13 protein-coding genes are annotated in these 13,379 nt (G+C 64.9%); 11 read left to right on the top strand and 2 right to left on the bottom strand.

Annotated features, from left to right (window positions below; genetic code table 11):
- The first annotated feature begins 14 nt into the window (after positions 1-14).
- From C2138_RS12225 to C2138_RS12215, 3 genes are all read left to right on the top strand, one after another.
- Positions 15-1,196 carry a flavin reductase family protein gene (locus tag C2138_RS12225; RefSeq protein ID WP_108518210.1) on the top strand — a complete coding sequence of 394 codons (1,182 nt, stop codon included), beginning with the start codon at positions 15-17 and terminating at the stop codon, positions 1,194-1,196.
- A 137-nt stretch (positions 1,197-1,333) separates the two neighbouring features.
- Positions 1,334-1,666 carry a chorismate mutase gene (locus tag C2138_RS12220; RefSeq protein ID WP_108518208.1) on the top strand — a complete coding sequence of 111 codons (333 nt, stop codon included), beginning with the start codon at positions 1,334-1,336 and terminating at the stop codon, positions 1,664-1,666.
- A gap of 67 nt (positions 1,667-1,733) precedes the next feature.
- The gene (locus C2138_RS12215; protein ID WP_108518206.1) at positions 1,734-2,669 is read left to right on the top strand and encodes a DMT family transporter; all 936 of its coding nucleotides are present in this window, start codon (positions 1,734-1,736) and stop codon (positions 2,667-2,669) included.
- Between the two features lie 19 nt (positions 2,670-2,688).
- Here the strand turns inward: C2138_RS12215 and purL are convergent, their stop codons facing one another.
- On the bottom strand, positions 2,689-5,007 hold the full coding sequence (gene purL, locus C2138_RS12210) for a phosphoribosylformylglycinamidine synthase subunit PurL (protein ID WP_108518204.1): 2,319 nt from the start codon (positions 5,005-5,007) through the stop codon (positions 2,689-2,691).
- A gap of 103 nt (positions 5,008-5,110) precedes the next feature.
- Positions 5,111-5,821 (bottom strand): GntR family transcriptional regulator, encoded by a 711-nt coding sequence (locus C2138_RS12205; RefSeq protein ID WP_158268789.1) that lies wholly within the window; start codon positions 5,819-5,821, stop codon positions 5,111-5,113.
- Between the two features lie 99 nt (positions 5,822-5,920).
- Here C2138_RS12205 and C2138_RS12200 point away from each other — a divergent pair, with 99 nt between their 5' ends.
- From C2138_RS12200 to C2138_RS12165, 8 genes are read left to right on the top strand one after another with little or no spacing between them, the layout of a single operon-like run.
- A complete protein-coding gene (locus tag C2138_RS12200; RefSeq protein WP_108518200.1) occupies positions 5,921-6,397 on the top strand; it encodes a tripartite tricarboxylate transporter TctB family protein in 477 nt (158 codons plus the stop codon).
- Positions 6,397-8,061 (top strand): tripartite tricarboxylate transporter permease, encoded by a 1,665-nt coding sequence (locus C2138_RS12195; RefSeq protein WP_108518198.1) that lies wholly within the window; start codon positions 6,397-6,399, stop codon positions 8,059-8,061. The genes C2138_RS12200 and C2138_RS12195 overlap by 1 nt, the downstream gene beginning before the upstream one ends.
- On the top strand, positions 8,054-9,052 hold the full coding sequence (locus tag C2138_RS12190; RefSeq protein WP_158268788.1) for a tripartite tricarboxylate transporter substrate binding protein: 999 nt from the start codon (positions 8,054-8,056) through the stop codon (positions 9,050-9,052). The genes C2138_RS12195 and C2138_RS12190 overlap by 8 nt, the downstream gene beginning before the upstream one ends.
- A 2-nt stretch (positions 9,053-9,054) precedes the next feature.
- A complete protein-coding gene (locus C2138_RS12185) occupies positions 9,055-9,816 on the top strand; it encodes an SDR family NAD(P)-dependent oxidoreductase (protein WP_108518194.1) in 762 nt (253 codons plus the stop codon).
- 32 nt (positions 9,817-9,848) lie between these two features.
- On the top strand, positions 9,849-10,838 hold the full coding sequence (locus tag C2138_RS12180) for a zinc-dependent alcohol dehydrogenase (RefSeq protein WP_108518192.1): 990 nt from the start codon (positions 9,849-9,851) through the stop codon (positions 10,836-10,838).
- Positions 10,835-11,698 carry a sugar phosphate isomerase/epimerase family protein gene (locus tag C2138_RS12175; protein WP_108518190.1) on the top strand — a complete coding sequence of 288 codons (864 nt, stop codon included), beginning with the start codon at positions 10,835-10,837 and terminating at the stop codon, positions 11,696-11,698. Before C2138_RS12180 ends, C2138_RS12175 begins: the two co-directional genes overlap by 4 nt.
- Entirely contained in the window at positions 11,695-12,528 is an 834-nt protein-coding gene (locus tag C2138_RS12170) for an SDR family NAD(P)-dependent oxidoreductase (protein WP_108518188.1), read from the top strand. Before C2138_RS12175 ends, C2138_RS12170 begins: the two co-directional genes overlap by 4 nt.
- Complete coding sequence (locus tag C2138_RS12165; protein ID WP_159078228.1) at positions 12,525-13,325, top strand: SDR family NAD(P)-dependent oxidoreductase; 801 nt, start codon at positions 12,525-12,527, stop codon at positions 13,323-13,325. The genes C2138_RS12170 and C2138_RS12165 overlap by 4 nt, the downstream gene beginning before the upstream one ends.
- Positions 13,326-13,379 lie beyond the last annotated feature (54 nt).

Genomic DNA, 13,379 nt, shown 5'->3' with positions numbered 1-13,379 from the left:
GATTGGATGAGTCCATGGACCGAGATGACCACGTGATCGACCCTGCACGGTTCCGCCAGGTGCTGGGCCACTACCCGACCGGTGTGGTCGTGATCACGGCGATGACGTCGGACGGCACGGCGATGGGCATGACCGTGGGTTCCTTCAGCTCGGTGTCACTCGACCCTATGCTGGTGAGCTTCATGCCGACCGCTGCATCCAGGAGTTTTGCGGCGCTGCGCACTGCGACCTCCTTCTGCGTCAACGTGCTTGCCGCCGACCAGGAGATCCTGGCCCGCAGGTTTGCGCGTTCGGGCGCATCCTTCGATGGGGTGGCTTGGTCGCTCGCCGATACTGGTGCCCCCGTGCTCGAGGGCACCGTGGCATCCATTCACTGCACCTTCGATTCCGTGCTGGAGGCCGGCGATCACTACGTCGTGTTGGGGGCCGTTCAGTCGCTCGACGTGCACAGGCCGGTTTCGCCGCTGCTCTTCTTTCAGGGGGGCTACGGCAAGTTCTCGATCGCCTCCGTCGATGACCACTCGCCGGGTGAGATGATCGAAAGCGTGCACCTCGCCGAATCTTTCCGGGCCGACATGCAGGACGTCGCGGATGCGGTCGGAGCGGAGTGCAGTGCCCTCACCCTGGTGGGTTCCGATCTCACGGTAGTGTCGACTGCCCTCGCAGACGGCGTGACCGCGCAGGGAAACCTCGGCAGTCGAATCCCCTACATACCTCCCCTGGGGGAGATGTATGCCGCTCTCGACACTCCGGAGGCGGCCGAGCGTTGGCTCGGTCGAGCGCCTGCACTCGAGGACGAGGGTGTGATGGAGCGCTACCGCCGACGGCTGGCCCTCGCGCGCGAGCGCGGTTGGTCCATGTCGTTCGCGGGGGAATACCCTGATGTGGCCCTGGTCGATGCTCTTCGTGACTATTCGGGAGGGGATCTGACCCCCGTGCGTCTGGCCGAGATCCGTGAGGTCATCCGATCGGCGAACCGCTACTACGAGCACCGCGACCTTGTCGATGGGGAGCGCTATGACATCACATCGATTGTCGCTCCCGTCATGCACGATAGGGATATCCAGTTCGTGCTTCGACTCCGACAGCTGCCCCGCCAAGCCACGCCCGACCAGCTCACGGCCTGGATCGACGCCCTCACGGATGCCGCGGCCAAAGCTTCGCAGAGTCTCGCCAATGCGCTGAAGTGCCGCTAGTCACCCGGACGCCGGCAATACCTATTGGGAGCACTGCGCCAGACCGAACTTCACGTGCGCTTGGTGTCGCTGGATCGACACACTGCGCTACTCGAAGACTGGAATGTCTCGCCGTCGTCAACGAATAGAGTTGTCTCGTGAACGATGTGAACCCGGAACTCCTCTCGCTGCGGCAGAGCATCGACAACGTCGATGCTGCGATCATCCACATGCTTGCGGAGCGGTTCAAGTTCACGCAGCATGTTGGTCGCCTCAAGGCAGCCAACGGATTGCCCTCGTCGGATCCCGCCCGCGAACAGGTGCAGATCGAGCGCCTGCGTGAGCTCGCTGTTGAGTCGAACCTCGACCCGGAGTTCGCCGAAAAATTCTTGAACTTTATCGTCGCCGAGGTCATTCACCACCACGAGCGCATCCGCAATGGCGACGACGAAATTGTTGCCGACCCGTCCGACGACGCAGAGGACGCATAGCTCGAAATGCCCTGGTGATGTCGCCGGTCGGGCCTAGAGTCGGCTGGTGATGCAACAGAGTACGCGGATGTCCGCGACCGCGGTTCAGTTCGTGCTGCTCGCCCTGATCTGGGGTTCGAGCTTTCTCTTTATGAAGGTCGCCCTCACGGGCGTGAGCTTTGGGCAGATCGCGTGGTCTCGCGCCATCCTCGGGGCGCTCGTGCTCGGCATCGTCATGATCGTTGCGCGGCAGCGCTTGCCCCGTGAGCCTGTGGTGTGGGCTCACTTTGTGGTGATTGCCGTGACCAACTGCGTCATCCCGCACCTGGCGTTCGCCTGGGCGGAGCAGCACGTTTCGTCGAGCATTGCCTCGATCTACAACTCGTTCACCCCGATCGCCACCGCGGTACTGGCGGCCCTCGTCTACAAGGTCGAGAAACTCACGGGGCGACGCATCGTGGGGGTGCTGCTCGGCATCGTGGGAGTGATCGTGATCATCGCCCCGTGGAACATCGGCGCGCTCACGGGCGATGTCCAGGGGCAACTCGCCTGCCTCCTTGCCGCAATCTCCTATGGGGTGGCGATCGGATACATCCGGCGGTTCATCAGCCATCGTGAGATTTCGGGCATCACGGTGGCGTTCATGAACATCGGAATGGCGGCGGCCATCATGCTGGTGCTCACCCCCCTGCTCGCGGTCGGCGAGGTGCAACTCGACTTCTGGGTCGTGAGCAGCCTGTTGCTGCTGGGCGGCCTCGGCACGGGTCTCGCCTACATCTGGAACATCGGCATCATCAGGGCCTGGGGGCCGACGATGTCATCGACCGTCACCTATCTGATCCCTGTCGTCGGCGTGCTGCTCGGCGTGATCGTGCTGCACGAACGCCTCTCGTGGCACGAACCCCTCGGCGCTGTGATCGTGCTCGCCGGCATTCTGGTCACACAGGGGCAACTGCGGGTGCGTCGCGCTCGCACAAAGCCCCTCGAAACCGCCGCCGAAGGGCAGCGGGCCGAGGGGCCGTGATGAGGCGTGCGCGTGTTGCCTAGGCTCCGACCACGGGGCCGAAGTGCTGCTGCATTGTGGCGGTGTGCACGCCGCGAAGCTCATCGATCGTCACCGTGAACTGATCCTGAATCTCCAGCTCGCCGCTGTTGTCGGTGACGCCGATGCGCAGGACGGGGTAGCCGCGACCCTCGCACAGGCCCACGAAGCGAACATCGTCTTCGCGCGGCACGCTCACGATGACGCGTCCGGTTGACTCAGAGAAGAGGGCGGATGTCGTGTCGACTCCGTCACGCTGCTCGATGCCGGTGGTCCACACGCGGGCGCCGACGCCGAAGCGCATGACCGATTCGGCGAGGGCCTGAAAGAGGCCGCCGTCGGAGAGGTCGTGGGCGGAGGACAGCAGGCTGCCCTGGCCGCCAGCGTGAAGCAGCCACGCCAGCTGCTTCTCGACGTCGAGGTCGACCTGGGGCGGCACGCCGCCAAGGTGGTCGTGGATGACTCCAGCCCACGCCGAGCCATCAAGCTCATCGCGAGTTGTGCCGAGCAGGTAGATGTTGTTTCCCTCGTCCTGCCAGCCGGAGGGGATGCGGCGGGCGACGTCGTCGATCACGCCGAGCACGGCGACGACGGGGGTCGGGTGGATCGGCACGTCGCCGGTCTGGTTGTAGAACGACACGTTGCCGCCGGTGACCGGAATGCCCAGCTCGAGGCAGGCATCCGAAAGCCCCTCCACCGTCTGCGCGAACTGCCACATGACCTCGGGGTTCTCGGGCGAACCAAAGTTGAGGCAGTCGCTGACGGCGACGGGCTTGGCGCCCGTGGCGGCCACGTTGCGGTACGCCTCGGCGAGGGCGAGCTTGGCGCCCTGCGACGGGTCGAGCTGGCAGTAGCGGCCGTTAGCGTCGGTCGCGACGGCGAATCCGAGCCCGCTCTCCTCGTCGATGCGCACCATTCCACCGTCATCGGGGAACGACAGGGCCGTGTTGCCGCCGACATAACGGTCGTACTGATTGGTGATCCACTCCTTGGAGGAGAGGTTCGGGCTGCCGAGCAGCGTGAGCGCCTGGTCGCGCAGTTGCGCGGCGCTGGTTGCGCGGGGCAGGCGGGCGGTGGTGTCGGCCTGGAGCGCATCGATCCACGTGGGATAGGCGACCGGGCGGTCATAAACGGGGCCGTCGACGGCCACCGTGAGCGGGTCGACGTTGACGATTTCTTCGCCGAAGTGCGTGATGATGAGGCGGCCGCTGTCGGTCACCTCTCCGAGAACCGAGGTCTCGACATCCCACTTGCCGACGACCTCGAGAAACGCCTCGAGCTTGTCGGGGTGCACGACGGCCATCATGCGCTCCTGGCTCTCGGACATCAGGATCTCCTCGGCCGTGAGCGTGGGGTCGCGCAGCAGCACGTTCTCGAGCTGGATGATCATGCCGCCGTCGCCGTTGGAGGCAAGCTCAGACGTTGCGCATGAGATGCCGGCAGCGCCGAGATCCTGGATGCCCTCGACGAGCTCCTTCTGGAACAGTTCGAGGCAGCACTCGATGAGCACCTTCTCGGCGAAGGGGTCGCCGACCTGAACGGCGGGGCGCTTGGTGGGGCCGCCTTCGCTGAAGGAGTCGGAGGCGAGGATGCTGGCGCCGCCGATGCCGTCGCCGCCCGTGCGGGCACCGAAGAGTACGACCTTGTTGCCAGCGCCGCGGGCGTTGGCCAGGTGCAGGTCTTCGTGACGAAGCACGCCGACCGCGAGAGCGTTGACGAGCGGGTTGGCCTGGTAGACGGAGTCAAACCACGTCTCTCCGCCGATGTTGGGCAGGCCGAGGCAGTTGCCGTAGAAGCTGATGCCGCTGACGACGCCGTGAACGACGCGGGCCGTGTCGGGGTCGTCGATCTTGCCGAAACGGAGGGCGTCCATGATGGCGACGGGGCGAGCGCCCATCGAAATGATGTCGCGCACGATTCCGCCGACGCCGGTCGCGGCGCCCTGGAACGGCTCGATGTAGCTGGGGTGGTTGTGCGATTCGATCTTGAAGGTGACGGCCCAGCCCTCGCCGACATCCACAACCCCGGCGTTTTCGCCCATGCCGACCATGAGGTTTTTGGTCATCTCTTCTGAGACCTTCTGGCCGAACTGGCGCAGGTACTTCTTGGATGACTTGTAGGAGCAGTGCTCGCTCCACATAACCGAATACATGGCAAGCTCGCCCGACGTGGGGCGGCGCCCCAGAATCTCGCGAATCTTCGCGTACTCATCGGCCTTGAGCCCGAGCGCCTCATACGGCTGCTCTTTGTCGGGAGTCGCGATTGCGTTCTCAACGGTGTCGGCGACGTGCGCGCGGGCGGGGGAAGAAACGTCGGTCACGAGGCGGGTGCTCCCTTGGCAAGCGGATGTCGCGGCGGGGTCGAACCGCGCCCGTCAAGTCTAGCCGGGGGCGGCGGTGCGCTCAGCCTGTGATCGTGAGCTCTTAGGCCTCGTGTGAGGACTGTGCCGCGCGCTCGGGGAGGGCGAGGCCCGCCTTGAGCATGATCGCGTGCGAGTGGCCGTAGTGAGAGGCAAGGAGTTCGGCGGCGCGGTCGACATCGCGGTCGAGGGCTGCCTGCAGGATCTGCTCGTGCTCACGGTCGATGTCGTGGTGGGCGGGCTTGAAGGAGGGGGCTGCCCAGCGGCGATAGAGCTCGGTCGAGTCGAAGACGACGGCGGCGACCTGCTGCACGATGTCGATGCGGCAGGCGGCGAGCAGGGCGAGGTGGAATGCGCGGTGGGCGTCGGTCCACTCAAGGCGCGTGACAGCGGGCAGCTGTGGGTCGCGCCGGGGTACCCGGGAGAGCCTGTGGTGCGTCGTGATGATCAGGTTTTCCCACTCCAGGTCACCGCGCTCAACGGCGAGGCGGAGCCCAAAGGTGTCGTTGTGGATGCGCACCCGGCCCAGGTCGTCGAGCTCGTCGATGGAGAGCTCCTGCACGAAGAACCCGCGCTGCGGAATGTTGCGAACGATGCGCTCGGTCGAGAGCCGAGTGAGCGCCTCGCGCACCACGGTGGTGCTCGAGTCGTACTTCTCGGCGAGCGCAGCGGTCTGGAGCCGACTCCCCGGTTCGACCTCCCCCATGAGGATGGCGTCGCGAATGACGGCATACATGCGGCTGCTGAGGGTCTCCGCTGATCCTTGTCGAGTCACAAGGTGAATGTAGCAAAGAAATGAAATGCATCTCGAATTGACGAATGCATTATTCGTACTTAGTGTTGCATCCGCACATTGAGGTGATCGGAGTACCGGGTGAGAGTGCAACTGCAGAAGCATTTGTTTAGAACCACGAGCGTTGTCATAGTCCTGGCGGCCCTCGCCTGTGTCGTTTACAGCCTGAGCCTGCCCATGGGAACTCTGGCGAGACCCGGTGCTGGAATGTGGCCGTTCTTAGTGAGCTGCGCGATGGGCATCGCTGCCCTCGTCACGCTGGTCACCGAGAAAGACTCATCCGCATACGAACCATTGTCCAAGCGTACGTGGATAATCGTCGTCGGCTTCGCCCTCATGGCCGCCTTCGTCGTTGCCTTCCAGATCGTCGGCCTCACGCTCTCGTGCCTCGCCCTCACCGTGGTGTGGCTGCGGTGGATGGCCAAGGAGTCGTGGAAGGTCACGATCAGCCTTTCCGTCGGCCTCACCGCGCTCTTCGTGATCGGCTTCGGAGTGCTCCTCGGGGTGCCCATGCCCGATGACGTCGTGCTCAACCTCATCCTCGGAAAGGGCTTCTAATGAACTTCGAAGAGGTCCTCCTCGGATTCCAGGTAGCGCTCTCGCTACAGAACCTCCTCTACGTCTTTATCGGCGTGGTGATCGGCATGGTCGTCGGCATCCTCCCCGGACTCGGCCCGGCCCCCACCATCGCGCTTATGCTTCCGCTTACCTACGTGCTGCCGGCCGACTCCGCGATCGTCATGCTCGCCGGCATCTACTACGGTGCCTACTACGGCGGAACCATCACGTCGGTGCTGCTGCGCCTCCCCGGCGAGGCGGCCAGCGTCGTCACCGTCTATGACGGACACCAGATGGCCCTCAAGGGCCGCGCAGGCCCCGCGCTCGGTATCTCGGCGATTGGCTCGTTCATCGGTGGTCTCGTCGCCATCATCGGCCTCATCTTTCTCTCGCCCGTCATCGCGCAGTATGCGGTCAAGCTCGGCCCGCCCGAGTACGCAATGCTCGCGATCGCCGGAATCCTCATGGTCTCCGCCCTCGGCGAGTCGAAGCCCAGCAAGAACGTGATCGTCGCGTGCTTCGGTCTGCTTATTGCGACCGTGGGAATCGACGCCGTCACGGGCATCTCCCGCTTCACGGGCGGCTCGGTCGACCTCCTTCGCGGCATCGACTTCGTGGCGGTTGCGATGGGACTCTTCGGCATCGGTGACGTGCTCTACGACCTCGAGCAGAAGCACAAGGGCGCGCGCATCACGGGCAAGCTCGGCCGCATCATCCCCACCAAGCAAGATATGAAGGACTCGTCGGGTGCTATTGCCCGTGGCTCCGTGATTGGCTTCGTGCTCGGCCTTCTGCCCGGTGGCGGTGGCGTCGTGTCATCCCTCGCCTCCTACGCGACCGAGAAGAAGGTGTCGAAGCACCCCGAGGAGTTCGGCAAGGGCGCCATCGCTGGCGTTGCCGGACCCGAGACCGCAAACAACGCCGGGTCGACCTCGTCGTTCCTGCCTCTGCTCTCGCTCGGTATCCCCTCGAACGTGATTCTGGCGCTCATCTTCGGGGCCCTCCTCATCCAGGGCATCACGCCGGGGCCGCAGCTCGTCACGGATCACCCCGAGATCTTCTGGGGCGTGCTCGCCTCGATGGTTGTCGGAAACCTCATGCTGCTCGTGCTGAGCCTGCCCCTGGTCGGACTCTTCGTGAACCTCATCCGCGTGCGCATTGGCATCCTGTCGTCGATCATCGTGGTCGTCACGATGGTGGGCGTCTACAGCGTGAACAACAACGTCACCGACATGTGGGTCATGCTCATCTTCGGCATCGTCGGTTACCTCATGCGCAAGACCGGCTACGACCCGGGCCCTCTTGCCCTGGCGCTCGTTCTCGGGCCGCTTCTCGAGTCGTCGTTCCGTCAGTCGCTGCTCATGTCTGACGGCAACCCGGCCATCTTCGTCGAGCGTCCGTTCTCGCTCTTCATCGTTGTGCTTCTCGTCGGCGTCGTCGTCTTTCAGGTCATCGCCCGCCGCCGCAGCAAGATCGCGGCGAAGTTCGATGACACCCTGCACCACCCCAACCCCAAGAGCCTGGCGCTACACGGCGACGAGCCCGCGGAGATCCTGCCCACCCAGGCATCCGATCTCTCCGGACTGCGCAGTGAAAGCGCCAACGCGGCAGCCGCCACCCCGACGGATGCCACCCCCACCATCAAGGAGAACAAGGATGTCTAACCGCTTCCGCGCAACTGTCGCCGGCGTCGCCGTCGTCGCCGGAATCTCGATGCTTGCTGCCTGCAGCAGCACCGCGTCGTCCACCGGCAGCGCTGCCGAACCTGAATTCCCGACCAAGGACATCACCATGGTCGTTCCCTACTCCGCCGGTGGCCCCACCGACATTGCGGCACGCGCCCTGGCGAAGGGCATGGAAGAGGAGCTCGGCTCGACTATCGTCGTCGAGAACAAGCCCGGCGCATCCGGAATCACGGGCCTCAGCGAGCTCTCGGCCAAGAAGGCCGACGGCTACTCGATCACGTTCACCCCCGGTGATGCGTTCGTTCAGTCTGAGCTTCGCACCGCGCCGTACACGTTCGACAGCTTCGAGCCCGTCGCCGGCATCATGACGCAGCCCTACATCGTCGTCACGAGCAAGGATTCGGGCATCGCGAGCTACGAGGACCTCTCCGACGCAGACCGCCTCACGTACTCCGTGAGTGGCATCGGAACCCCCACTCACATCAACACCGAGATCCTCACCGAGGACCTTGGCGTTGCGGCAACGGCCGTTCCCTACGACGGAGCCGGCCCCGCAGTGCAGGCAGCCGTTGGCAACAACGTGTCCTTCGCAATGCTTGACGCATCCGGTGTCATGCCATTCATCGCGAGCGGAGACCTCGTGGCCCTCGCCGTGCTCACGACCGATGGCGAGCGTCTCGACTACCTGCCCGAGGTCCCCTCCCTCACCGAGCTTGAGGCCGACGTCGAGAACATGACGCTCACCATCTACGGTGTCGCCGCCCCCGCCGGTCTTGACAAGGGTGTGCGCGAGGCCCTCCGCTCCGCAGCTCTCGCCGCAACCGAGTCGAAGACCTTCGCGGACTTTGCCGAGGCGAACTACATGCCGATGTTGGACGCCGAGACCGAGGCCAACTGGTACGAGACCCTCAAGACCACGGCTAAGGCGACCGTCAAGTCGCTCAAGAAGTTCGGAATCGAGCTCCAGTAATCATGACCGACCTCACCAACACTGTTGCCGTAGTCACCGGCGCCGGCACCGGAATCGGTGAGGCGATCGCTCGGGCTCTCGCGAAAGCGGGAGCCCGAGTGGCGGTCACCAACCGAAGCTTCGGCCCCGCCCAGGTGGTCTGCGACGACATCGTGGCCCAGGGTGGCGCCGCCATTGCGCTTCAGCTGGATATCACGTCCCGCGAGAGCATCGCTGCGGGCCTCGACTCCGTTGTCGCCCAGTGGGGTCGCATCGATGTCATGGTCAACAACGCCGGCATCTCGGGCGAGATCCCGTTTCTTGAGGTGACGGGCGATGACTGGGACCGGATGCTCAACACGAACGGCCTCGGAACCCTCATGTGCATGCAAGAGGTCGCCAAGCGCATGGATGCCACCGGCGGCAAGATCATCAACCTCACGTCGATCACGGGCAAGCAGGCCAACGCCACCTTCGCGCACTATTCGGCCAGCAAGTTTGCGATCAACTCGCTCATCCAGTCGGGCGCCCGCTCGCTCGCGCCTCGCAATATCACCGTGATGGGGCTCGCCCCGGGCATCGTGGCGACCCCGCTCTGGAACGGCGTCGTCGCCGACGAAGAGGCACGCGCGGCCAAGATGTCGGCCTACGAAAAGCGCATTCTGCTGCGCAGAGTCTCGGTCGCCGACGACCTCGCCCCCGCCGCGGTCTTTCTTGCCGGCCCCGGTTCGGATTACATGACCGGCCACATCGTCACGGTCGACGGCGGACTCGTCCTCGTCTGATCCTCCCTCAGCATCCCCAAGGAACCTCGTCAATGCGCTCGCTCGTGCTCACCGCTCCCGGCCAGATGGGAGTCGCCGATGGCCTGCCCGCCCCGGTCTGTGGGCCGGGCGAAGTGCTAATTAGCATCAACGCCGTCGGTCTGTGCGGCACCGATCTCGGATACTTCTCGGGTTACAGAACCCCACCGACCACTCCGTGGGTTCTCGGGCATGAGGCCGTGGGGTGGATCGTTGCCGTTGGCGACGATGTTGCCCCATCGCGAATCGGTGAGCGAGTCGTCATTGAGCCGAACTATCCGTGCGGCGATTGCGATCCGTGCCAGAAGAGTTCGCCCGCACTGTGCACGGAGAGGGTCAGTCTCGCCCTCACCAGTCCTGGCCTTCTCAGCGAACTCGTTGCGGTTCCGTCGGAGTTCGCATGGGAGCTCCCCGAGGGCGTTACGGATGAGGCAGCAGTATGCATCGAGCCTCTGGCGGTTGCCATGGCTGCGGTGAGGCGGGCCGACATTCGTGCAGAGGACGATTCCATCCTGGTTGTGGGAGCAGGGGCACAGGGCCTGCTCGTCGCCGAGGTCCTTCGCGCGATGGGCCGCCGCGTAGTCGTTGTCGACCCCCACGAGGCGAGGCTGCGCCTCGCTGTCACGCTCGGCGCAGAGTCTGCCCCCGCCGATGAACTGTTTTCCGTCGTCTTCGAGACCTCGGGCAGCGCGGCAGGCGGCACGTCCGCAATTGAGGCGGCCGCCCCGGGCGGCCGCATCGTCGTGGTCGGCGTCGGCGACCAGCCGGTGCAACTCGACAACCGCATCCTCGTGCGCCGCGGGCTCACGATCATCGGCTCCATGATCTATGACCACCCTCATGACTTCGCAACGACGATTGCCGCCGTCGCGGGAGGGATAGTGCATCCTGAACGGGTTCTCGGGCGGGCGTTCTCGTTCGACAACGGCGCCGCAGCCTTTTCTTCTGCCCCCGAGGCGGTCGGCAAGACGTGGATCAAGCTCGTCGGGGTGGTACTCGAATGAACCGTTTCGCGGTCGACCACCTCACGGCCCTCGACCTGTCACCGACTGAGCTGATCACGGCCGCGGCCCATGCTGGCTTCAGCGACGTTGGCATTCGCATCCGCCCCATGGATGAAACGGAACTGCTGTGGCCGATGGCCCCGGATTCCGCCATGATGCGGCATGCGCTCGACCTTCTCGACAGCACGGGCCTCGGGGTCACCCAGATCGAGGTGCTGTTTCTCGACGAACGAGTCGAGATTGCCTCGGTCGAACGCGATCTGGAGATAGGCGCGCGCCTGGGCGCCGAGTTTCTGTACTGCGTCGGAATGGACGATGACCGTGCCCGGATGGGCGACCGTTTCGGCCAGCTCGAAACGCTGTGTCGCAGCTACGGCATCCGCCCCCTTCTCGAGCCGATGGCGTACAGGCCCGTGAGTACCGTCGAGGCGGCGCTCGCAATCGTGGAGCAGACACCCACCGGCGGAGTTCTCATCGACAGCCTTCATTTCGCGCGCTCGGGTGGCGTGCCGGCTGCCGTGCGAAATGCCGACGCATTTCGTCTGCCGCTCGTTCAACTATGCGATGCCGGGGCACCGCCCAGCGAGGTTCCTGCGGATGCCGTCGCGCCCCGCGGTCAGCGAACCGACATCAGCCCTCTGCAATGGGAGGCCCGCACGGGACGCCTGCTGCCGGGCGACGGATCTCTCGACCTCACTGAGCTCATGTCGGCGCTCCCGAGGGACGTGATCGTGGCGCTTGAGGCCCCGAACCCGCGCGCGATCGCCGAATCTGGAATCGACGTGTTCCTGGCGGATGCTCTCACCAAGCTTTTTCGCGTCGCCAGGTCACGCACTACCGAACCGGGAGTAAAAGCATGAGAGCACTCGTCACAGGCGCAACCTCGGGAATCGGGCTCGCGATTGCCGCCGAGCTTGCCCTGCGCGGCACCGACCTGGTGATCGTGGCGCGCGACAAGAATCGGCTCGACAGCGTTGCGGCCCGCCTCGCGAACTACTCCGGGGTTACGGTCGAGACGCTCGCCGCCGACCTGCTCGATGACGCGGGCATCGCCGCGGTGATTTCGCGGCTGCAGGATGCGGATTCCGTCGTTGACATGCTCGTCAACAACGCGGGAATCGGCCTTCCTCCCGGCGGGTTTCTCGGCAACGATATCGACACCTCACGCAGGCTCACGAGTCTCAATGTCGACGCAGTGATGCGGCTGAGCCACGCCGCTCTGCCCGCGATGATTCGTCGCGGACGCGGCGGACTCCTCACGGTTGCCTCCATCGCGGCCTTCACCCCCGGCACACCCGCCATCACCTATTCCGCCTCAAAAGCTTGGGCGGTCGCATTCGGCGAGGGACTCAACACCCTGCTTCGCTCGACCGGAGTGCACAGCACTGTGGTCGCGCCCGGTTTCGTGCGCAGCGAGTTTCACAGCCGTTCGGGAGTTGCGACCGCTGGCATCCCCGAGCGACTGTGGCTCACGCCGGAACAGGTCGCCATCGCCGCAGTCAATGCGTTCGCCCGCAACACGCCGCTCGTGGTCCCCGGCGCGATATGGCGCACGGGTTTTGCCATCGGATCGCGGCTGCCACGGCCGTGGCTGAGGGCCGGGTTCGCCGCGCTCATGTCTCGCACCAGTTCGCCCCGCACCGGTTCTTCCTCTGCGGCCCCCAGCATCCAGACCGAAGGAACAGTATGACTACACCCACAGCGTCTGACCGGCTTGCCACGAAGAACATCATCGTCACGGGTGCCGGAGGGGGCATCGGTGCGGCGTTCGCCCGCCACCTCGCCGCAGCGGGGGCAGCTGTCGCGGTAGCCGACCTCGACCTCGCCGCCGCCGAATCCATCGCTGCAGAACTGCGTGACGCGGGCGCCAGGGCGATCGCGGTGCAGGTCGACGTGGTCGACACCGACTCGGTGCGCGCGATGTTCGACACGGCTGAGGCCGAACTCGGCGAGGTCTCTGTTCTCTTCAATAACGCCGGTGTATGCATCCGCCAGCCGTTTCTCGAGATCACCGAGGCGCAGTGGAAGCTCATGCACACCGTGAACGGCAAGGGAACCCTTTTCTGCACGCAGGAGGCCGCGCGCCGGTTCATTCCCCGAGGCGGTGGCAAGGTCATCAACACCTGCTCGACCTCGTCGCGCCAGGCCAGTGCCGACTTCGCAGCGTATGCCGCCAGCAAGGCCGCGACCCTCTCTGTGACGCAGTCGGCGGCCAGGGCGCTCGGCCAGCACGGAATCACGGTCAACGCGATCGGGCCAGGAATCATCGACACCGATCTGTGGTCGAAGGTCGAGCGGGATGACGCCGGTGCCGAGGTCGTCGCCGCCAGCGAGCGCTCCCTCAACGCCTACGAATCACAAATCCTGCTCGGCCGCACGGGGACTCCCGACGACATCGCGCCGACCGCCGTCTTTCTCGCGAGTGCCGACTCTGACTACATGACGGGCCAACTGCTCATGGTCGACGGCGGAATCGTCGTTCAGTGAACGACCTTCGCGAATCACCCCTACACAGCACCACACGCGATAAAAGGAGCACAT

The sequence above is a fragment of the Salinibacterium hongtaonis genome, from assembly GCF_003065485.1.
Lineage (GTDB): Bacteria > Actinomycetota > Actinomycetes > Actinomycetales > Microbacteriaceae > Homoserinimonas > Homoserinimonas hongtaonis.
Note: the sequence above shows the minus strand (reverse complement) of the source record. Positions and strands in the feature narration are given on the sequence as shown.

What these genes read in the sequence shown, in the direction of transcription:
- C2138_RS12225 (WP_108518210.1), top strand. Translation starts at nt 15, where the DNA reads ATGGACCGAGATGACCACGTGATCGACCCTGCACGGTTCCGCCAGGTG.
- C2138_RS12215 (WP_108518206.1), top strand. Translation starts at nt 1,734, where the DNA reads ATGTCCGCGACCGCGGTTCAGTTCGTGCTGCTCGCCCTGATCTGGGGT.
- C2138_RS12195 (WP_108518198.1), top strand. Translation starts at nt 6,397, where the DNA reads ATGAACTTCGAAGAGGTCCTCCTCGGATTCCAGGTAGCGCTCTCGCTA.
- C2138_RS12190 (WP_158268788.1), top strand. Translation starts at nt 8,054, where the DNA reads ATGTCTAACCGCTTCCGCGCAACTGTCGCCGGCGTCGCCGTCGTCGCC.
- C2138_RS12185 (WP_108518194.1), top strand. Translation starts at nt 9,055, where the DNA reads ATGACCGACCTCACCAACACTGTTGCCGTAGTCACCGGCGCCGGCACC.
- C2138_RS12180 (WP_108518192.1), top strand. Translation starts at nt 9,849, where the DNA reads ATGCGCTCGCTCGTGCTCACCGCTCCCGGCCAGATGGGAGTCGCCGAT.
- C2138_RS12175 (WP_108518190.1), top strand. Translation starts at nt 10,835, where the DNA reads ATGAACCGTTTCGCGGTCGACCACCTCACGGCCCTCGACCTGTCACCG.
- C2138_RS12170 (WP_108518188.1), top strand. Translation starts at nt 11,695, where the DNA reads ATGAGAGCACTCGTCACAGGCGCAACCTCGGGAATCGGGCTCGCGATT.
- C2138_RS12165 (WP_159078228.1), top strand. Translation starts at nt 12,525, where the DNA reads ATGACTACACCCACAGCGTCTGACCGGCTTGCCACGAAGAACATCATC.